General features: G+C 55.9%; 23 protein-coding genes. 7 read left to right on the top strand and 16 right to left on the bottom strand.

All coding sequences use genetic code 11. The annotated features are described in order from the left end of the window. From QZ766_RS01975 to fkpA, 9 genes are all read right to left on the bottom strand, one after another. On the bottom strand, positions 1–208 hold a 208-nt coding region (locus QZ766_RS01975; RefSeq protein WP_000031660.1), incomplete at its 3' end, for a GTP-binding protein. A gap of 70 nt (positions 209–278) precedes the next feature. Then, the gene (gene fusA, locus QZ766_RS01980) at positions 279–2,393 is read right to left on the bottom strand and encodes an elongation factor G (RefSeq protein ID WP_297196698.1); all 2,115 of its coding nucleotides are present in this window, start codon (positions 2,391–2,393) and stop codon (positions 279–281) included. A 97-nt stretch (positions 2,394–2,490) separates the two neighbouring features. Continuing rightward, on the bottom strand, positions 2,491–2,961 hold the full coding sequence (gene rpsG / locus QZ766_RS01985) for a 30S ribosomal protein S7 (RefSeq protein ID WP_008807044.1): 471 nt from the start codon (positions 2,959–2,961) through the stop codon (positions 2,491–2,493). 95 nt (positions 2,962–3,056) lie between these two features. Further along, positions 3,057–3,431: a 30S ribosomal protein S12 gene (rpsL, locus tag QZ766_RS01990; RefSeq protein ID WP_297196705.1), complete on the bottom strand. Its 375-nt coding sequence runs from the start codon at positions 3,429–3,431 to the stop codon at positions 3,057–3,059. Between the two features lie 124 nt (positions 3,432–3,555). Beyond that, the gene (tusB, locus tag QZ766_RS01995) at positions 3,556–3,843 is read right to left on the bottom strand and encodes a sulfurtransferase complex subunit TusB (protein WP_297196706.1); all 288 of its coding nucleotides are present in this window, start codon (positions 3,841–3,843) and stop codon (positions 3,556–3,558) included. 8 nt (positions 3,844–3,851) lie between these two features. Then, on the bottom strand, positions 3,852–4,208 hold the full coding sequence (gene tusC, locus QZ766_RS02000; RefSeq protein WP_297196708.1) for a sulfurtransferase complex subunit TusC: 357 nt from the start codon (positions 4,206–4,208) through the stop codon (positions 3,852–3,854). After that, complete coding sequence (gene tusD / locus QZ766_RS02005) at positions 4,208–4,594, bottom strand: sulfurtransferase complex subunit TusD (RefSeq protein WP_297196709.1); 387 nt, start codon at positions 4,592–4,594, stop codon at positions 4,208–4,210. Before tusD ends, tusC begins: the two co-directional genes overlap by 1 nt. After that, complete coding sequence (locus QZ766_RS02010; protein ID WP_297196710.1) at positions 4,594–5,316, bottom strand: transcriptional regulator; 723 nt, start codon at positions 5,314–5,316, stop codon at positions 4,594–4,596. Before QZ766_RS02010 ends, tusD begins: the two co-directional genes overlap by 1 nt. Before the next feature lie 174 nt (positions 5,317–5,490). Next, entirely contained in the window at positions 5,491–6,321 is an 831-nt protein-coding gene (gene fkpA / locus QZ766_RS02015) for an FKBP-type peptidyl-prolyl cis-trans isomerase (RefSeq protein WP_297196712.1), read from the bottom strand. Positions 6,322–6,535: 214 nt separating this feature from the next. Here fkpA and QZ766_RS02020 point away from each other — a divergent pair, with 214 nt between their 5' ends. Beyond that, on the top strand, positions 6,536–6,754 hold the full coding sequence (locus QZ766_RS02020; protein ID WP_297196714.1) for a protein SlyX: 219 nt from the start codon (positions 6,536–6,538) through the stop codon (positions 6,752–6,754). A gap of 67 nt (positions 6,755–6,821) precedes the next feature. On the opposite strand, the gene slyD is transcribed toward QZ766_RS02020, so the two are convergent. The 4 genes from slyD to kefG form a co-directional block, all read right to left on the bottom strand. Continuing rightward, the gene (gene slyD / locus QZ766_RS02025; RefSeq protein ID WP_297196716.1) at positions 6,822–7,406 is read right to left on the bottom strand and encodes a peptidylprolyl isomerase; all 585 of its coding nucleotides are present in this window, start codon (positions 7,404–7,406) and stop codon (positions 6,822–6,824) included. A 94-nt stretch (positions 7,407–7,500) separates the two neighbouring features. Further along, entirely contained in the window at positions 7,501–7,701 is a 201-nt protein-coding gene (locus QZ766_RS02030; protein WP_043081150.1) for a YheV family putative zinc ribbon protein, read from the bottom strand. A gap of 11 nt (positions 7,702–7,712) precedes the next feature. Next, positions 7,713–9,518, bottom strand: coding sequence for a glutathione-regulated potassium-efflux system protein KefB (gene kefB, locus QZ766_RS02035; RefSeq protein WP_297196721.1), 1,806 nt, complete (start codon positions 9,516–9,518; stop codon positions 7,713–7,715). After that, the gene (gene kefG / locus QZ766_RS02040) at positions 9,518–10,069 is read right to left on the bottom strand and encodes a glutathione-regulated potassium-efflux system ancillary protein KefG (protein ID WP_297196723.1); all 552 of its coding nucleotides are present in this window, start codon (positions 10,067–10,069) and stop codon (positions 9,518–9,520) included. The genes kefB and kefG overlap by 1 nt, the downstream gene beginning before the upstream one ends. 165 nt (positions 10,070–10,234) lie before the next feature. Here kefG and QZ766_RS02045 point away from each other — a divergent pair, with 165 nt between their 5' ends. Further along, positions 10,235–12,142 (top strand): ABC transporter ATP-binding protein, encoded by a 1,908-nt coding sequence (locus tag QZ766_RS02045; RefSeq protein WP_297196725.1) that lies wholly within the window; start codon positions 10,235–10,237, stop codon positions 12,140–12,142. 50 nt (positions 12,143–12,192) lie between these two features. Here the strand turns inward: QZ766_RS02045 and QZ766_RS02050 are convergent, their stop codons facing one another. Together QZ766_RS02050 and prs are read right to left on the bottom strand one after the other, a co-directional pair. Then, positions 12,193–13,683: a nicotinate phosphoribosyltransferase gene (locus QZ766_RS02050; protein ID WP_297196728.1), complete on the bottom strand. Its 1,491-nt coding sequence runs from the start codon at positions 13,681–13,683 to the stop codon at positions 12,193–12,195. Between the two features lie 4 nt (positions 13,684–13,687). Continuing rightward, the gene (gene prs, locus QZ766_RS02055) at positions 13,688–14,557 is read right to left on the bottom strand and encodes a ribose-phosphate diphosphokinase (protein WP_297196730.1); all 870 of its coding nucleotides are present in this window, start codon (positions 14,555–14,557) and stop codon (positions 13,688–13,690) included. Between the two features lie 194 nt (positions 14,558–14,751). On the opposite strand from prs, the gene QZ766_RS02060 reads away from it, so the two are divergent. The 4 genes from QZ766_RS02060 (at position 14,752) to QZ766_RS02075 (ending at position 17,820) form a co-directional block, all read left to right on the top strand. Then, entirely contained in the window at positions 14,752–15,477 is a 726-nt protein-coding gene (locus tag QZ766_RS02060) for an NUDIX domain-containing protein (RefSeq protein WP_297196732.1), read from the top strand. 74 nt (positions 15,478–15,551) lie between these two features. Then, positions 15,552–16,574 (top strand): hydrolase, encoded by a 1,023-nt coding sequence (locus QZ766_RS02065; RefSeq protein ID WP_297196734.1) that lies wholly within the window; start codon positions 15,552–15,554, stop codon positions 16,572–16,574. A 131-nt stretch (positions 16,575–16,705) separates the two neighbouring features. Continuing rightward, positions 16,706–16,924, top strand: coding sequence for a YheU family protein (locus tag QZ766_RS02070; protein ID WP_297196736.1), 219 nt, complete (start codon positions 16,706–16,708; stop codon positions 16,922–16,924). Positions 16,925–16,950: 26 nt separating this feature from the next. Beyond that, a complete protein-coding gene (locus QZ766_RS02075; RefSeq protein ID WP_297196738.1) occupies positions 16,951–17,820 on the top strand; it encodes a phosphoribulokinase in 870 nt (289 codons plus the stop codon). Between the two features lie 35 nt (positions 17,821–17,855). Here QZ766_RS02075 and QZ766_RS02080 read toward each other — a convergent pair whose 3' ends face one another. Continuing rightward, on the bottom strand, positions 17,856–18,260 hold the full coding sequence (locus QZ766_RS02080; protein ID WP_297196740.1) for an OsmC family protein: 405 nt from the start codon (positions 18,258–18,260) through the stop codon (positions 17,856–17,858). Between the two features lie 293 nt (positions 18,261–18,553). On the opposite strand from QZ766_RS02080, the gene crp reads away from it, so the two are divergent. Beyond that, positions 18,554–19,186, top strand: coding sequence for a cAMP-activated global transcriptional regulator CRP (gene crp / locus QZ766_RS02085; protein ID WP_000242758.1), 633 nt, complete (start codon positions 18,554–18,556; stop codon positions 19,184–19,186). Positions 19,187–19,214 lie beyond the last annotated feature (28 nt).

Here is a 19,214-nt window from a genome sequence, read left to right on the forward strand (position 1 = left end):
ATTCAACGTGAGAGGTGTTGATGGTGATACCACGAGCTTTTTCTTCCGGCGCGTTATCGATCTGGTCGAATGCGCGAGCAGCACCGCCGTAGGTTTTAGCCAGTACGGTAGTGATTGCAGCGGTCAGAGTAGTTTTACCATGGTCAACGTGGCCGATAGTACCAACGTTGACGTGCGGTTTTGTACGTTCAAATTTTTCTTTAGACACGGCTATATTCCTTACTATAGTGCTCTCCCCCTTGGGAGAGAGCACGGGACTTTGGTTTTAACTCTGCGGCTTATTTGCCACGAGCTTCAATAACGGCCTGAGCAACGTTGTTCGGGGCATCATCATACTTCAGGAATTCCATCGTATATGATGCGCGACCTTTGGTCAGAGAACGCAGCTGAGTTGCATAACCGAACATTTCGGACAGCGGAACTTCAGCGTGGATCTTAACGCCAGTCACTTCAGATTCCTGACCGCGCAGCATACCGCGACGACGGCTCAAGTCACCGATAACGTCACCAGTGTTCTCTTCCGGCGTTTCTACTTCAACCTTCATGATCGGCTCAAGCAGAACAGGTTTTGCTTTCTTAAAGCCATCTTTAAAGGCGATAGAAGCAGCCAGTTTAAACGCCAGCTCAGAGGAGTCAACGTCATGGTAAGAACCGAAGTGCAGGCGCACACCGAGGTCAACTACCGGGTAACCCGCCAGCGGACCAGATTTCAGCTGCTCCTGGATACCTTTATCAACGGCAGGGATGTATTCGCCAGGAATTACACCACCTTTAATGTCGTTGATGAACTCGTAACCTTTCGGGTTAGAGCCCGGCTCCAGCGGGTACATGTCGATAACAACATGACCGTACTGACCACGGCCACCAGACTGCTTGGCGTGCTTACCTTCGATATCGGTAACTTTCGCGCGAATCGCTTCACGGTAAGCAACCTGAGGTTTACCGACGTTCGCTTCAACGTTGAATTCACGCTTCATGCGGTCAACGATGATGTCGAGGTGCAGCTCACCCATACCGGCGATGATGGTCTGGTTAGATTCTTCATCAGTCCATACGCGGAATGACGGGTCTTCTTTAGCCAGACGGCCCAGAGCCAGACCCATTTTTTCCTGGTCAGCTTTGGTTTTCGGTTCTACAGCGATGGAGATTACCGGTTCCGGGAATTCCATACGCTCCAGAATGATCGGCGCATCCGGATCGCACAGAGTGTCACCGGTAGTTACGTCTTTCAGACCGATTGCAGCCGCGATATCGCCTGCGCGAACTTCTTTGATCTCTTCACGTTTGTTGGCGTGCATCTGTACGATACGGCCAAAACGCTCACGCGCCGATTTAACGGAGTTCAGTACGGTATCACCGGAGTTAACCACACCAGAGTACACGCGGAAGAAGGTCAGGTTACCCACAAACGGGTCAGTCGCGATTTTGAACGCCAGAGCAGCAAACGGCTCGTTGTCATCAGCGTGACGCTCAGCCGGAGTATCTTTACCGTCGTCCAGAATACCGTTGATCGCAGGAACGTCAGTCGGCGCCGGCAGGTAATCAATTACCGCATCCAGCATCGCCTGAACACCTTTGTTCTTAAACGCAGAACCGCAGGTTACCAGGATGATTTCGTTGTTCAGAACACGCTGACGCAGAGCTTTTTTAATCTCTTCTTCAGTCAGTTCATCACCACCGAGGTATTTTTCCATCAGCTCTTCAGATGCTTCCGCTGCGGACTCGATCAGGTTCTGGTGCCATTCGTCAGCCAGGTCCTGCATGTCAGCCGGAATATCTTCGTAAGTGAAGGTTACACCTGCGTCAGCTTCGTTCCAGTTGATGGCTTTCATTTTCACCAGGTCAACAACACCGGTGAAACCTTCTTCAGCACCAATTGCCAGCTGCAGCGGAACAGGGTTCGCGCCCAGACGGGATTTGATCTGACCAACAACTTTCAGGAAGTTCGCGCCCATGCGGTCCATTTTGTTAACGAACGCAATACGCGGAACTTTATATTTGTTTGCCTGACGCCATACAGTTTCAGACTGCGGCTGAACACCACCGACTGCGCAGTAAACCATTACCGCACCATCAAGCACACGCATGGAACGTTCTACTTCGATAGTGAAGTCAACGTGCCCCGGGGTGTCGATGATGTTTACGCGGTGCGGTTCATACTGTTTAGCCATACCTGACCAGAATGCAGTAGTCGCTGCGGAAGTGATAGTGATACCACGCTCCTGCTCCTGCTCCATCCAGTCCATGGTTGCGGCGCCGTCATGAACTTCACCGATTTTATGGTTTACACCGGTGTAGAACAGAATACGTTCTGTAGTAGTGGTTTTACCGGCGTCGATGTGCGCACTGATACCAATGTTACGGTAGCGTGCGATGGGTGTTGTACGAGCCATGTTATTCCTCGTTTGTTTCTTGAGACGTTCAGTTTAAGTGACCCAGAGCGGGCGGCTTACCTGAAGCGCCCGCCTGGTGACTAACACACCGAAGGGATTACCAACGGTAGTGAGCGAACGCCTTGTTGGCTTCTGCCATACGGTGAACGTCTTCACGTTTCTTAACTGCAGTACCTTTGTTGTCTGCAGCATCAGTGAGTTCGTTCGCCAGACGCAGAGCCATAGATTTATCACCGCGTTTACGAGCAGCTTCAACGATCCAACGCATTGCCAGGGCATTACGACGAACCGGACGTACTTCAACTGGAACCTGATAAGTAGAACCACCTACGCGGCGGGACTTAACTTCGACGGTCGGACGGACGTTGTCCAGAGCGACTTCGAAAGCTTCCAGTTCGTTTTTGCCAGAGCGCTGAGCCAGGGTCTCAAGCGCGCTGTATACGATAGCTTCAGCAGTAGATTTTTTACCATCTACCATCAGGATGTTCACAAATTTAGCCAGCAGTTCTGATCCGAACTTCGGATCCGGCAGAATTTTACGCTGACCAATGACGCGACGACGTGGCATGGAAATACTCCGTTGTTAATTCAGGATTGTCCAAAACTCTACGAGTTTAATTGACATTTAGTTAAAACAGTTTGGCCTTACTTAACGGAGAACCATTAAGCCTTAGGACGTTTCACGCCATACTTAGAGCGAGATTGCTTACGGTCTTTAACGCCGGAGCAGTCGAGCGCACCACGAACGGTGTGGTAACGAACACCCGGGAGGTCTTTAACACGACCGCCGCGGATCAGGATCACGGAGTGCTCCTGCAGGTTGTGACCTTCACCACCAATGTAGGAAGTCACTTCGAAACCGTTTGTCAGACGAACACGGCATACTTTACGCAGTGCGGAGTTCGGTTTTTTCGGGGTGGTGGTATATACACGAGTACATACGCCACGTTTTTGCGGGCATGCTTCCAGCGCCGGCACGTTGCTCTTAGCAACTTTGCGAGTGCGTGGTTTGCGTACCAGCTGGTTAACTGTTGCCATTAAATAGCTCCTGGTTTTAGCTTTTGCTTCGTAAACACGTAATAAATCGCCTCATATAATATGAGGACGCGAAATTTTAGGGCCACGATGAAAGGGTGTCAAGAAATATACAACGATAGTGCAATTACCAGCTCAGCTGACTGCCGTGTTTTACGGTAAGTCTGACGAACTCAGTATAGCTAATCCTGACGATACTGTCTGAAATTTGAGCAGCAAGCCCGCGCGCCACAATATCATCTTCCAGCGCGTAGAGGGTTATGGGGGCATCCAGCAAAAGATCAAGGAAGCGGCTGCCTTTCAGTCCGGCAAGTACGCCATCGGAAAGCAGCAGCAAGTCGTCTCCTTCACGCACCAGCCTGAGCGGCGCGCTGAGATCGTAATGCCAGGGCGATTGATTCAATGTATGTAACATAGAGGGCCTCAAAAACGCAGGATAACGTCGTAGTCGTCAAGCAGCGTACGTAACGCATCTGCGGCAACGATCTCCGCGTCAATAATCCGTTCGGCCTCTTCCAGCCCGCGCTCGCGAAGCGAAGCCGCGCAAACCCAGCAGCGTTCAATATCGTAAAGCGCCATCAGCTTAAAGGCTGGAATATAGTTACGGGCCAGAATCGCCTGCGGGTTCTGATCCGCAAGCAGCTGCAGCACGCCGTCTCCGATAAAAAAGACGCCGAGTTCTTCGCTCAATGCAGACGTTGCCAGCAGCGCGTCCAGCCCTTCCCTGCCCGCAGCACTCCCGTGCGGCGCGCTTGAAAATACCCAGGCCACACGCTTCATCAAAACTGCACCATTCGGTCGCAGGTGAGCGCTGCTTCCGCCAGGGCGCCCAGTCCGCTCAGTGAAAAGCCGGGCTGGAGATTAAACCCTGCCAGCCCGAGCCGCCCGGCCTCGGCCTCATCGGTCACCCCGCGGCGCAGCGCCGCCGCCACACAAATATGCAGGGCAACGTGATACTGCTGACGCAGAGACTGCCAGGCGCGGACCAGATCGAACTCGTCGCTGGCGGGCGCCGTCAGCTGATTGGCGTTATACACACCCTCGCGGTAGAAGAAAATGCTGATAAGCTCGTGTCCCTCATCCAGCAACGCGCGGGCAAACTGCAGGGCGCTGCTGGCCTGCTGCGTGCCGTATGCCGGTCCGGTGACCAGCAGGGCATAGCGCATTACTTATCCTGCCCCTGGAAATCGCCGCTCTTGAACTGGCGAATGTAGAGATAGACCGTGTGTTTAGAGATATTCAGGCGGTCAGCCACCTGGTTGATGGCATCTTTAATGTCGAAAATACCTTTCTCATACAGGTTGAGCACGATCTGACGATTCTTGGCGTTATTCGAAACGTTGCGGTCCGCGTTGACCTCTTCGATAGTGAACTCGAGGGTCTGAGTCACCAGATCTTCAACAGATGAAGCGAAGTTTACCTGCGAGTTCACCTCCGGCATTTCCGGCGGTGAGAAGGTGCTCATGATCTGCGAGAACGGCACGTCGAGGTTCATATTAATGCACAGCAGCCCGATAACCCGCTGCTCGCGATTGCGAATGGCGATGGTGACCGATTTCATCAGCACGCCACTTTTGGCGCGGGTGAAATAGCACTTGGATACGCTGCTGTCCGCCCCGGTCATATCATGGAGCATGCGCAGCGCCAGATCGGTGATTGGCGAGCCTATTTTACGCCCGGTGTGTTCGCCGTTAGCAATGCGGATTGCCGAACATTTAAGATCCTGCAGGGAGTGCAGCACGATTTCACAGTGTGAGCCGATGAGCATCGCTAACCCGTCCACAACGGCTTCGTAGGATTTGAGAATATCGAAGTCGGTCTGGTCGAAGGGACGTTGATCCAGTAAATCAAGCTCACTGGTTTCGTTGGTTAAAAGCGACCTGGACATGAAAAAAAACACTCCTTTTTCAGGAACCTGTCGTTAGGCTGTAGGGGCAGGCTCATATCATCATTAAAACTAAGGCATCTAAGGTAATACGCGCATCAAATGCTTACCAGCGTTAATTATATTGCACCCATTAAAAAAGCCGCCGCCCTTACAGGCGGCGGCTTTTATCAGCACTTACTTCTTCGCTGCATCCGCAGCGGCTTTGTCGCCAGCCGGCGCGTCAGCCTTAGGCTCATCTTTCGGCGCTGGCTTAATGTCCAGCAGCTCTACGTCAAAGACCAGCGTGGAGTTCGCCGGGATCCCCGGAACGCCTGTTTTACCGTAGGCCAGTTCAGGCGGGATGACGAGCGTTATTTTGCCGCCTTTCTTAATGTTCTTCAGGCCTTCGGTCCAGCCCGGGATAACGCCGTCCAGGCGGAAAGAGAGAGGCTCGCCGCGCTTGTAAGAGTTATCAAACTCTTTACCGTCGGTCAGCGTACCTTTGTAGTTAACCACGACAGTGTCGCTGTCTTTCGGCGCGTCGCCGGTGCCTTCTTTCTCAATCTTGTACATCAGGCCAGATTTGGACGTTTTAACGCCTTTCTCTTTGGCGAAAGTATCGCGGTAGGTTTTACCTTTGGCTTCGTTTTCAGCAGCGTCTTTTTCCATTTTCTGCTGGGCTGCGGTTTTAACGCGGGTTTCGAAAGCCTGCAGCGTCTGCTCGATCTCCTGATCGCTCAGCTTGCTCTTATCAGCAAACGCGTCCTGGACGCCGGTAATGAGCTCGTTTTTATCCAGCTTAACGCCCAGCTTTTCCTGCTCTTTCAGGGAATTTTCCATGTAACGGCCCAGCGAGGCGCCCAGCGCATAGGCTGCTTTCTGGTCATCGTTCTTGAATGCAGCTTTGCTGTCCGCAGCAGCCGGAGCAGATTTCGCCGCAGTAGCGTCAGCAGCGAAGGTCAGCGGTGCATTCAGGGCAACGGCCATTGTTGTCGCCAGAAGCGTTACTTTAAACAGTGATTTCATCCATCTCTCCAGAGCCAGGGCCTCTCGCCCCAGGGTTTACGTAAATGAGCTACGTACTATAAATCGTTGCAGAACAAATCTACATACGAATGAACCTGAATGTTGAGTCTTTTCAGACTATTTTGTGTAAATTAATTTCCCTTTACCGCGTTCTGACTGCGTGAATTCGAAAAGTTGAGTAGAATCCGCAGCAACAATAACTAAGGGGTTAATCATGAGCGATACCGCGTTAGAGACGCGTCTGGCAGAGCTTGAAAGCAGGCTGGCGTTTCAGGAGATCACTATTGAGGACCTCAACCGCACAGTCACTGCCCACGAGATTGAGATGGCAAAGATGCGCGATAATATGCGTCTGGTAGTGGAAAAGCTAAAAGCGAGCCAGCCGTCGCAGATTGCGTCGCAGGCCGAAGAGACACCGCCACCTCACTATTGAGTGCGGGAGATAGAGATAAAAAAAGCGTGCAGAGCACGCTTTTTTATTAACCGCTAATTGCGAGCAATTAGTGGCAACCGCAGCCGCCGTTGCCGCCGCATCCGCCTTTACCACTCTCTTCGTGACCGTGACCGCCGCAGCAGCCATCGTGGCCATGCTCGTGATCGTGGTCATGATGATGGCCGTCAGCACCGTGAACGTGGCCGTGGGCCAGCTCTTCTTCGGTCGCTTCGCGGAGTGCCACAACTTCAACGTGGAACTTCAGGTTCTGACCAGCCAGCATGTGGTTACCGTCAACCACGACGTAGTCATCACCCACTTCAGTGATCTCAACCGGCACCGGGCCCTGGTCGGTTTCAGCCAGGAAACGCATGCCAACCTGCAGCTCGTCAACGCCCATAAATACATCTTTTGGTACGCGCTGAACCAGATTTTCATCGTACTGGCCGTAAGCGTCGTTAGAGGCAACCTCAACGTCAAACTTATCGCCAGCTTCGTGACCTTCAAGCGCTTTTTCAAGGCCTGAGATCAGGGAACCGTGACCGTGCAGATAGTCGAGCGGTGCGCTTACCGGAGACTCATCAACCAACACACCGTCTTCTGTACGTACCTGGTAAGCCAGGCTGACCACCAGGTCTTTTGCTACTTTCATGAAATCTCCTGAACATAGGAAAAATAGTGCCGCAGATTGTAGCGGAATTCTGCACGCCTGTACCCTTTAGCTTAAAAAAAGACGGCCCGGATCGCTACTCGGGATGAAAAATACCGATCACCTGCTCATCCTTGCGCACGTGCTCGCGCGCTTCTTTGTCAGCCTCGCGCATCTGGTGGCCGCACTTAACACATTCAACAATATCAACATTGTTCTCGCGCCACATCGCCAGGGAATCCTGTGCCTGGCACGCCGGGCATTTTGCGCCGGCAATAAAACGTTTACGCACTGCCATGGTTCACCTTCTTATTCAAATTCATCCCAGCCGTCGAGCTGGCGCCGTTCCTGCTGCATTTCGCGCTGAAAAATCTCTTCAAGCTCGCGCCGGGCTTCCCGGACGCGGGAAATCTGCTGCGTGTCGGAGTGTACCGGCATTAGCTCCCGCAGCATGCGCATATCGAGCCGGCGAAAGTGCAGCTGCGCGCGCTGGGCCTGGTGCGGATGCATCCCCAGCGTAATTAACGCCTTGCGGCCAAGCTCCAGCGCGCTGGAAAATGTCTCGCGTGAAAACTGCTTCACGCCCGCCTGCAGCAGCTCATGGGCTTCAACGCGGCCCCGCGCGCGGGCCAGAATATGGAGATGTGGAAAGTGCTGCTGGCAGATTTCCACCACTTTCATGGTGTTTTCCGGGGCGTTACAGGTGATCACGATGGATTGCGCCTGATCAGCTCCCGCCGAGCGCAGCAGGTCAATCTGCGTGGCGTCGCCGTAATAGACTTTATAGCCATATTTACGCATCAGGTTAACGACGCTGATATCGCGCTCAAGAACCGTGACCCGCATCGTGTTGGCCATCAGCAGGCGGCCAATCACCTGGCCAAAGCGGCCGAAACCGACGACAATAACCTGCGGCTTGTCGTCCTCCACCCAGTGCTCTTCATCCCCCTCTTCCGCGCCGTTAAGGCGGCGCGAAAGCATGCGGTCAATCGCTTTCAATAACAGCGGCGTGGTCATCATCGACAGGGTTACGGTGACCAACAGCAGCGCCATCTGGTCGTTGTGGAACAGGCGCTGAGATGAAGCGGATGAGAAGAGCACGAAGGCAAACTCGCCGCCCTGGCTCAATACGCCGGCAAACTGCATTCGCTCCGCGCTGCGCAGGCCGTAAATCCTCGCCAGCACATACAGCACCAGCATCTTAACTGCCACCAGAATAATGACGCTGGCGGCTACCCACAGCAGGTGGGTATAAAGCACGCCGAGATTGAGCGCCATGCCGACAGAAATAAAGAACAGCCCCAGCAACAGCCCTTTAAATGGCTCGATGGCAATTTCCAGCTCGTGGCGGTACTCGCTCTCCGCCAGCAGGATACCGGCGATAAAGGTGCCCAGCGCCATCGACAGGCCCAGCGCATCCATAAACAGCGCCGATCCCAGCACCAGAAGCAGGGTTGCCGCAGTAAACACTTCCCGCACGCCAGAACCGGCAATATAGCGAAAGACCGGGCGCAGCAGGTAGCGCCCGCCGATCAGCATTCCGGCAAATGCCAGCACCTTGAGGCCGATTTTAATCCAGTCAGGATGATCGTCGCCGTTGCCGGCCAGCAGCGGCACCAGCGCCAGCGCCGGGATCACCGCCAGATCCTGAAACAGCAGGACCGAGAAGCCCAGCTGCCCTGCCTCGCTGCGGTTCATCCCCTTTTCGCGCATCAGCTGCAGCGCCATCGCCGTTGAAGACATCGCCAGTCCGATGCCGCCGACCACTGCCGCCTGCCACGCAAAATCTGTGAGCATCAGCAGCCCGGCCAGAATCGCCGCGCTCAGCAGCACCTGCGCTGCGCCGACGCCGAAAATAGAGCGCCGCAGCTGCCAGAGCTTGGCCGGGTTGAGCTCCAGGCCAATAATAAACATCAGAAAGACGACGCCCAGTTCGGAGAAATGCAGGATCTCCTCAACGTCGCTGATAAAACCCAGGCCCCAGGGGCCAATGGCAATACCCGCCAGCAGATAACCCAGCACCGGCCCAATACCGAGCCGCGCGGCCAGCGGCACGGCGACCACCGCGGCGAAGAGAAACAAAACCCCCGCTAACAGTAAATCCGATCCTTCCATCAGCGGCTCCCCGTGAAAACTGGATTTGCCAGCCAGTCGCCGTAATCGCGGGCGTGGCTGGCAAGCTCGGCGGCCGGCTGTCGGCGCGCCCAATAGACTACAATCGGGCTCATCCAGTGCATCCGGCACATAGCGGCCGTCAGTTCGAACGGGCGCAGCACATCGCTCATGGGATAGCGGTTTAGCGCATCATGACGGTAGGCGCTCTCCGGCTCGCCGGTGGTGATCACGCTGCGCCAGTACTTTCCCGCCAGATGATTGCCCCCGGGCCCGCTGGCAAAGCCGCGGCTCAGCACTCTGTCCAGCCACTCTTTGAGCAGTGCCGGACAGCTGTAAGTATAGAGCGGGTGCTGAAAGACAATAACGTCATGTTGTTCCAGCAGTGCCTGCTCGTGGGGAATATCAATAAAGAAGTCGGGATAGTGGGCGTAAAGGTCGTGGACAGTGACGTTTTCCAGCTGTCGGGCCGGTTTCAGCAATACCCGATTTGCCACAGAATCCTGAGATTCAGGATGGGCATACAGCAGCAGCACTTTTGCTGGGTCAGGCATTCATCCCTCCCGGTAGGGTAACTAAAATGGTGAAACAGGCTCTGGCCTGGATGCTTTGTGTATCGCGGCTATTTTGGGCTACTATGGCCGCCCTGTGTCGCGCTCGGCTGGCAACACTACATTAGCATAATGATAATTTAACATAGTCTGAACATACGGCGCCTTATGATTGTTTTCTCCTCGTTACAAATTCGTCGCGGCGTGCGCGTCCTGCTGGATAACGCAACCGCCACCATTAACCCGGGCCAAAAAGTGGGGCTGGTGGGTAAAAACGGCTGCGGGAAATCCACCCTGCTGTCGCTGCTGAAAAACGAGATAAGCGCCGATGCCGGTAGCTTTACTTACCCCGGAAACTGGCAGCTGGCCTGGGTCAACCAGGAGACGCCCGCCCTGGCGGAACCGGCTCTCGACTATGTTATCGACGGCGACCGCGAATACCGGCAGCTGGAAGCCGAGCTCAACGCCGCCAACGAGCGCAACGACGGTAACGCCATCGCCACGGTTCACGGCAAGCTCGATGCTATTGACGCCTGGACAATCCGCGCCCGCGCGTCAAGCCTGCTGCACGGTCTGGGCTTTAGCAACGAACAGCTCGAACGCCCGGTAAGCGATTTTTCCGGCGGCTGGCGCATGCGCCTCAACCTGGCTCAGGCGCTGATCTGCCGTTCTGACCTGCTGCTGCTCGATGAACCGACTAACCACCTCGATCTCGACGCGGTTATCTGGCTGGAGAAGTGGCTGAAGAGCTATCAGGGTACCCTGATCCTGATCTCCCACGACCGCGACTTCCTCGATCCGGTAGTGGGCAAAATTATTCATATCGAACAGCAGAGCCTGTTCGAATACACCGGCAACTACACCTCGTTCGAGCTACAGCGCGCCACCCGCCTCGCTCAGCAGCAGTCGATGTACGAAAGCCAGCAGCAGCGGGTTGCCCACCTGCAGGGTTTTATCGATCGCTTCAAAGCTAAAGCCTCCAAGGCCAAACAGGCCCAGAGCCGCGTGAAGATGCTGGAGCGCATGGAGCTGATTGCGCCGGCCCACGTTGATAACCCGTTTCATTTCAGCTTCAGAGCCCCGGAGAGTCTGCCGAATCCGCTGCTAAAAATGGAAAAAGTGAGCGCCGGCTACGGCGACCGCACGATCCTCGACTCCATCAAGCTCAATCTGGTGCCCGGCTCGCGCATTGGCCTGCTGGGGCGCAACGGCGCGGGTAAATCAACCCTGATTAAGCTGCTGGCCGGCGAGCTTGCTCCGCTGCACGGTGAGATTGGCCTCGCTAAGGGCATTAAGCTTGGCTACTTCGCCCAGCACCAGCTGGAATTTTTACGCGCCGACGAATCTCCGCTCCAGCATCTGGCGCGCCTCGCGCCGCAGGTGCTGGAGCAGCAGCTGCGCGACTATCTGGGCGGCTTTGGCTTTCAGGGCGATAAAGTCACCGAAGAGACGCGTCGCTTCTCCGGCGGTGAAAAAGCGCGCCTGGTGCTGGCGCTGATCGTCTGGCAGCGTCCGAACCTGCTGTTGCTCGATGAACCGACTAACCACCTCGATCTCGATATGCGCCAGGCCCTGACCGAAGCGCTGATTGAGTTCGAAGGCGCGCTGGTGGTGGTTTCCCATGACAGGCACCTGCTGCGCTCCACCACCGACGATCTCTATCTGGTGCACGATGCCAAAGTCGAGCCTTTCGACGGCGATCTTGAGGACTACCAGCAGTGGCTGAGCGACGTGAGCCGCCAGGAGAACCAGCCTGCCGATACGTCAAAAGACAATGCCAACAGCGCCCAGTCCCGTAAGGATCAGAAGCGCCGCGAAGCCGAACTCCGCACGCAAACCCAACCGCTGCGCAAAGAGATCGCCCGTCTTGAAAAAGAGATGGAAAAGCTGAACGCCCGACTGGCGGTAGCGGAAGAGAAACTCGGAGACAGCGGCCTGTACGATCAGTCCCGCAAGGCGGAACTCACAGAGTGCCTCCAGCAGCAGGCCAGCGCTAAATCCGGGCTGGAGGAGTGCGAAATGGCCTGGCTTGATGCCCAGGAACAGCTGGAGCAGATGCTGCAGGGCGAATCGTAAACTCCGGCCCCGCGCTGCTGAGAGATATGAAAGCGGCGCGGGGCGAAACATTAATCCTGCGCCGCCAGCCGGGCGCGGATCTGCTCCAGGTGCTCCGTGCGGTAAAGCCGGCCGTCCAGGAAACGCGTTTTAAGTTCGCCCTGCTGCTCCTGCTCCTCAGTTTGTCCGTCAAACAGTACAAGCTCCCCCCGTTCGTCCCGTTCAACCCGCAGCAGGCCGCGCGCGGAGCGCTTCAGGCCATTATCCGTTTTTGGCTCTTTAAAGATCATCCGTCCTTCGCCATTGACCTCGCCCCAGGTGGCTTTCATCGCAAAGCCGAAGGTATCCCGGGTATTGTACTGGTAGGTAAATGAGCCGACGCCGAACACCACGTTCGAGCTGGCGAAGCCTTTTGCCTCCAGGCGGCGCAGGATCTCGTTAGCGCGGGCGAGAGTGATTGAATCGCCGTAGATCAGGCCGACGTGCGGATCGAGGACTTTATAGCCCTTCTCGTTGAGGGTCCCGCCGAAAATCTCCCACAGCACCTCCACCGAGCCTTTCTCTTCCGGGGTACGTTGCGGCCGCGTATCGTCGTCCGCGCCGGTGCCGCACAGGATCTCTACCGGATCGCCGCTGTCCGGGCGGAACACTACGCGGCCTTCGCGCTGCATAATGGTCTCTTTCAGCTCCCGGGTATAGTCGGTCAGCACCTGCCAGTAGTCCCAGGTATCGGACACGATTGACACGAACCCCTGAGGATAAAGATCGGCAATCAGCCGGCGGAAAGTGTCAATCTCGCTGTCGCGCTCGCCCATGCACATTACGCTGTGCTCGGTGGCGGGAATGGACGCGCCGATAAAGCAGGGCTTGCCGTCAGTGTAGTAATCACGGGCGTACAGCAGAGACGGAATACTGTCCGTGCCTTTGAAGCTTATCAGGTGGCCGCAGCCCGCCTGCATAGTGTCCTGCAGCCCGGACATCCCGCGAAACGAGAAGTCGTGGCACTGGAAGTCGAGGTGAGACAGGTCGCTGCAAGTTTTTTCCGCCCAGCGGGCGCAAATTTTACGGTAGTGGTGGGCGATAGTAGCGTTAGTGGAGGCCTTCCACAGCTCTGCTGAAAGTACAGTCTCCAGATAGTTCACCAGCCAGAAAAACGCCGGTTGCGTATTGGTGATGGTCAGCACCGGTACTTTCATCGGCACTTTCGTTCCCTCGTCCAGCGCCTTGATATGCAGCGGCAAATAGCCCAGCCGGTGCAGGTCGCGGATGTGGTCTACCGCAACCGCGTCGGGGCCGAGATAGCTGTCCATTACCTGCTTGTACTCGTTTACCACCTCCTCTTCCGGACGGGCAAAAAACGCATCATTAAACAGGTCCACCAAAAACCACTGCAGAAAACCCTGCAGGCCGAAAAACACCATTTTGCCGTCCGCCAGCGGCGACTGGAAAAAGCGATCGCTGCGCGGAGTAAAGTTCGAATAGACCCGGGTAGTGCCCTGGGGATACTGCGCCCGGTGAGAAACCTTATAGCCGTCGATAGCCAGAATCGGATTCATTTTCATTTTTTTATCTCCCGCTCGCGCTGTAGATAGCATCAATGTCAATGAGCTCCAGCTGCGGGTGACGCAGCGCAGCGGAAGCCAGTGAGGTGGTGGTGTAAACCGCATCAATCCCGTTATTTAGCAGATGCTCAATACCTTTGGAGAAGATCCCGTGGGTAACATACAGTCTGACGCTGCGGGCCCCCGCTTCGCGCAGTACCTGCGCCGAGCCGATAAATGTCCCGCCCGCATCGCACAGGTCGTCCACGATCAGCACATCCTTACCTTTAACGTCGCCCGCCAGCAGGGAGAATCCGGTCAGGGCTCCGCTGGCAACATCCCGAACCTTGCTCAGAATGGCGTACTCTGCCGCACCGGTGGCCTTAACTACCGCGTCGATTTTTTTAAGCGCCCCGGCATCCGGCGCCACCAGCATCAAGCGGCCTGTACCAACGGCCTCGCGCAGCGTCTCGCTCTGCAACAGGCACGCCTGCTGCGCGACTGCCAACATGTTATCTATTGCCGCCGCCGCGGCATCGCTGTGCGGATCCAGCACGATAACCTTGTCAAATGCCAGCGCGTTAAGCTGGCGGGCGAAAACCTTCAGCGCGAAGCTGTCGCCGGGCACCATGTGGCGATCCTGACGCGCCCAGGGCAGCCACGGCAGCTCAAGATGGCTGAACGCAATGTTTGTAACATGGCGTACTGCCTCAACCAGCTGCGCCAGCAGCATGAAATCATTCATGTCCCGAAGCGCTGCGGCGCGGATACGCATCAGGCGCGCCGAGGCCGGTAGCGGATCGGTTACTTTTAGCCATCCGGCGCCATCAGGGAAAACGCCGCTGCTCAGCGCAACGGGTTTGTCATCCAGCTCAAGAGTCAGTTTCACGGTCATGGTGCCCTCCGGTTTAATTAATGTCCCTAAGACAATTTAATAATGTCTCAAGGACACAATTAGTGCAAGTGTAAATTTTGCACACCTTTTAGATAACGGTATAATGACCTGTTTTTTAAGAACAAAAATTTAACCTTGCCGGGATCGGGTGCGCTGGTAAAATTGGCCGGTTATCTTCTGTCCGCGAGCCTGTAATGACCACTGATGCTGATTACCTGAAACACTACGATGCCAGCTGCTTTCCCTCGCCGCTGGTAACCGTAGACAGCGTGCTTTTTACGCTGCATCAGCAGTCGCTGTGTGTCCTGCTCGTGGAGCGCGCCAGCCCGCCGCAGCAGGGCCGCTGGGGGCTGCCGGGCGGTTTTATTGATATGCAGCAGGATGAATCCACCCGCGCCACCGCCCTGCGCAAGCTCACGGAAAAAACCGGCGTTGTGCCACCGTGGCTTGAACCGCTGGGCACGGTCTCCGGCCCCGAACGCGATCCGCGCGGCTGGAGCCTGACGGTCACCTGGTTTGCGCTGATCGCCTGGGCCGACTGCCAGCCGGGTATTGCCAGCGTGAGTGACGCCCGCTGGGTACCGGTAGCCCGGCTTGAGGAACAACAACTGGCCTTTGATCATGCGGAAATCATTCATACCGCGCTGGCCCGCCTGCGGCAGAAAACCATGTACTCGCTGCTGCCGGTCTACTGCCTGCCGGAAAGCTTCACTCTCGGCCAGCTGCAGGAGGCAACGGAGATTGTTCTCGGCAAGCCTGTTCAGCGCAAAAGCCTGATCCGCCGCGTAGAAGCCTCCGGTATGTTTGAAGAGACAGGCGAGAGCCTCGCAACCGGGGCGCGGAAAGCGCGCCTGTGGCGCCGCAGGCCCGGCGTCGATATGCATCTGTTCACGCGTAACCTGCTGGCAGACGAGTTATAAAATCACGTATTGACTAAACTGCGCGCACAATGCGCTGTATAGTTTCTCAACATTTCTTAATGTATTCTGGTGCTATGGTTGAAATTACCCCCGCAGAAATGACCGCTTTTGACGCCGACTCCCGCGAGTTCCATCCCATGCGCGGCGTGGCAAATCGTCATTTGCAAACCATGCTGCCACGTCTTATTCGCCGCCGCGTGCAGTTTCAGCCGCACTGGCAGCGGCTGGATCTCCCCGACGGCGATTTTATCGATCTTGCGTGGAGTGAAGATCCGCTTCAGGCCCGCCACAAGCCGCGGCTGGTGGTCTTTCACGGGCTGGAAGGAAGCCTGCACAGCCCTTACGCACACGGTCTGGTTCACGCTGCCATGCAGCGCGGCTGGCTGGGCGTCGTGATGCATTTCCGCGGCTGCAGCGGCGAACCTAACCGCGCCCGCCGCATCTATCATTCGGGCGAAACGGAAGACGGCAGCTGGTTTCTGTCGTGGCTTCGTCGCGAGCACGGCGATGCGCCTACGGCGGCGGTTGGCTACTCGCTGGGCGGCAATATGCTTGCCTGCCTGCTGGCGAAAGAGAAAGAGAACGTGCCGCTGGATGCCGCAGCGATCGTCTCCGCGCCGTTTATGCTGGAAGCGTGCTGCTATCACATGGATAAGGGCTTTTCCCGCATCTATCAGCGCTACCTGCTCAATCTGCTTAAAGCCAATGCCTCGCGCAAGTTGAAGGCCTATCCCGGCACGCTGCCGGTGGATCTCAAGCGCCTGAAAAGCGTGCGGCGCATTCGCGAGTTCGACGATCTCATTACCTCTAAAATCCACGGCTTCGCCGACGCTATCGACTACTATCGGCAGTGCAGCGCAATGCCGGTGCTGAGCCAGATAACTAAACCAACGCTCATTATCCATGCGAAAGACGATCCGTTTATGGATCACCACTCGATTCCGGCCCAGGAAGAGTTACCGGCCAACATCGAGTACCAGCTTACCGAGCACGGCGGGCATGTGGGCTTCGTTGGCGGCACGATGCGCCATCCTGAAATGTGGCTGGAGCAGCGGATCCCGGACTGGCTGACGCGATTCCTCAGCGGCGCGGTCTAAGTACTACCTCAGGGCTGGCGGGTTTGAGCCGCCCTCCACTTCTGCTTCTGCAATTGCGCGCTGCCGGCGGCGGGCGCAAACCCTTTCCAGCGCGTAAACTGATAGCAATCTTCGATAAAGCGGATAGAACAATGATCATTCCCTGGCAGGATGTCGATCCTGAAACGCTCCATAACCTGATTGAAAGCTTTGTCTTGCGCGAAGGCACTGATTATGGTGAACATGAACGCTCGCTCGACGATAAAGTTGCCGACGTCAAACTGCAGTTAAAAAACGGGGAAGCCCTGCTGGTGTGGTCCGAACTACACGAAACAGTAAACATTATGCCCCGCACCCAATTTCGCGGCTGATTCAGCGCACATCTCAGGGAGTAGCTATGTCTGCCAGACACCCGGTAATCGCCGTGACCGGCTCGAGCGGAGCCGGCACCACGACCACCAGCCTCGCCTTCCGTAAAATCTTTGCCCAGCTCAATCTGACTGCCGCAGAGGTGGAAGGCGACAGCTTCCATCGCTACACCCGCCCCGAAATGGATATGGCGATTCGCAAAGCGCGCGATATGGGTAAGCACATCAGCTATTTTGGCCCGGACGCTAACGATTTCAGCCTGCTTGAGCGCACTTTTGTGCAATACGGCGAACACGGTAAAGGCCAGTCGCGCAAATACCTGCACACTTACGATGAAGCCGTGCCCTGGAACCAGGTGCCGGGCACCTTTACGCCGTGGCAGCCGCTACCGGAACCCACCGACGTGCTGTTTTATGAAGGGCTGCACGGCGGGGTGGTCACGCCGCAGCACGATGTGGCGAAGCACGTAGACCTGCTGGTTGGCGTGGTGCCTATCGTGAACCTGGAGTGGATCCAGAAGCTTATCCGCGATACCAGCGAGCGCGGTCACTCCCGGGAGGCGGTGATGGATTCCGTCGTCCGCTCGATGGACGACTACATCAACTTCATTACCCCGCAGTTCTCGCGCACCCACATCAACTTCCAGCGCGTGCCGACGGTGGACACGTCAAATCCTTTCGCGGCAAAAGAGATCCCCTCTCTCGATGAGAGCTTCGTGGTGATCCACTTCCGCAATCTGGGCAATATCGATTTCCCGTGGCTGCTGGCGATGCTGCAGGGTTCGTTTATCTCACACATGAACACGCTGGTGGTGCCGGGCGGCAAGATGGGGCTGGCGATGGAGCTGATTATGGCGCCGCTGGTGGAGCGGCTTATGGAAGGGCGAAAAATCGGCTGAGGTCCGCTAACCGCCGGGCTAGCGGACGCGGCGCGCTAGATTTCCACAACCTCGAAAGAGTGGGTAACGTTGACCGCTTTTTCCAGCATCAGCGCCACCGAGCAGTACTTCTCCGCCGACAGCTCGACGGCACGCGCCACTGCCGCGTCTTTCAGTGCCTTGCCAGTAACGATAAAGTGCAAATTGATATGGGTAAAATAGCGCGGCGCTTCATCCCGGCGCTCTGACGTCAGCTTCACTTCACAGTCGGTCACATCATGACGCCCTTTTTGCAGAATCGATACCACGTCGATAGCGCTGCAGCCACCGGCCGCCATTAGCACCATTTCCATCGGGCTCGGGGCTTTATCGCCCGAGTTGCCGTCCATCAGGATCTGGTGGCCGGAAGCTGACTCACCCAGAAAGGTTAATCCTTCTACCCATTTCACGCGTGCTTGCATAATAGTTAACTCCTACTGAACAATTTTCTTTACAGATTACGCGCACATAACATTTCCCGCAATGTAAGGCGATCCACGTCATGCTGAAGCGAGACACCGCGAGACATGCGTCTAAAGCTATGCTAAAACAACAAGGATAATACGTTAATAGTCTGCGCCTACGCAGAAAGTATTACAGGCTGCAATCAAACCCGACAGCCGACTTCCCGGACACGGGGAAGGATATAAATGCAACGCCAGTGGCGGTGTCGTTTCTGCCGCTGGATATAGCTTATAACAGAGGAAAACCGCGCATGGTGCTTGGCAAACCGCAAACAGACCCTACCCTTGAATGGTTCTTGTCTCATTGCCACATTCATAAGTACCCATCCAAAAGCACCCTGATCCACCAGGGTGAAAAAGCCGAAACGCTGTACTACATCGTGAAAGGTTCAGTCGCCGTACTCATTAAGGACGAAGAAGGTAAAGAGATGATCCTCTCTTACCTCAACCAGGGCGATTTCATTGGTGAGCTTGGCTTATTTGAAGAAGGCCAGGAGCGTAGCGCATGGGTGCGGGCGAAAACCGCCTGTGAAGTTGCTGAAATCTCCTATAAAAAATTCCGCCAGCTGATTCAGGTGAACCCTGACATTCTAATGCGCCTCTCCTCCCAGATGGCGCGCCGCCTGCAGGTGACCTCTGAGAAAGTGGGCAACCTGGCGTTCCTCGACGTTACCGGACGCATCGCCCAGACGCTGCTGAACCTGGCCAAACAGCCTGACGCCATGACCCATCCTGACGGCATGCAAATTAAAATTACCCGCCAGGAAATTGGCCAGATCGTCGGCTGCTCGCGCGAAACCGTTGGTCGTATCCTGAAAATGCTTGAAGATCAAAATCTGATCTCTGCTCACGGTAAAACCATCGTCGTTTACGGCACCCGCTAAGACAGCATTGACGGCGTATTGCGCTCGC

The sequence above is a fragment of the uncultured Pluralibacter sp. genome, assembly GCF_913775985.1.
Classification (GTDB): Bacteria; Pseudomonadota; Gammaproteobacteria; order Enterobacterales; family Enterobacteriaceae; genus Pluralibacter.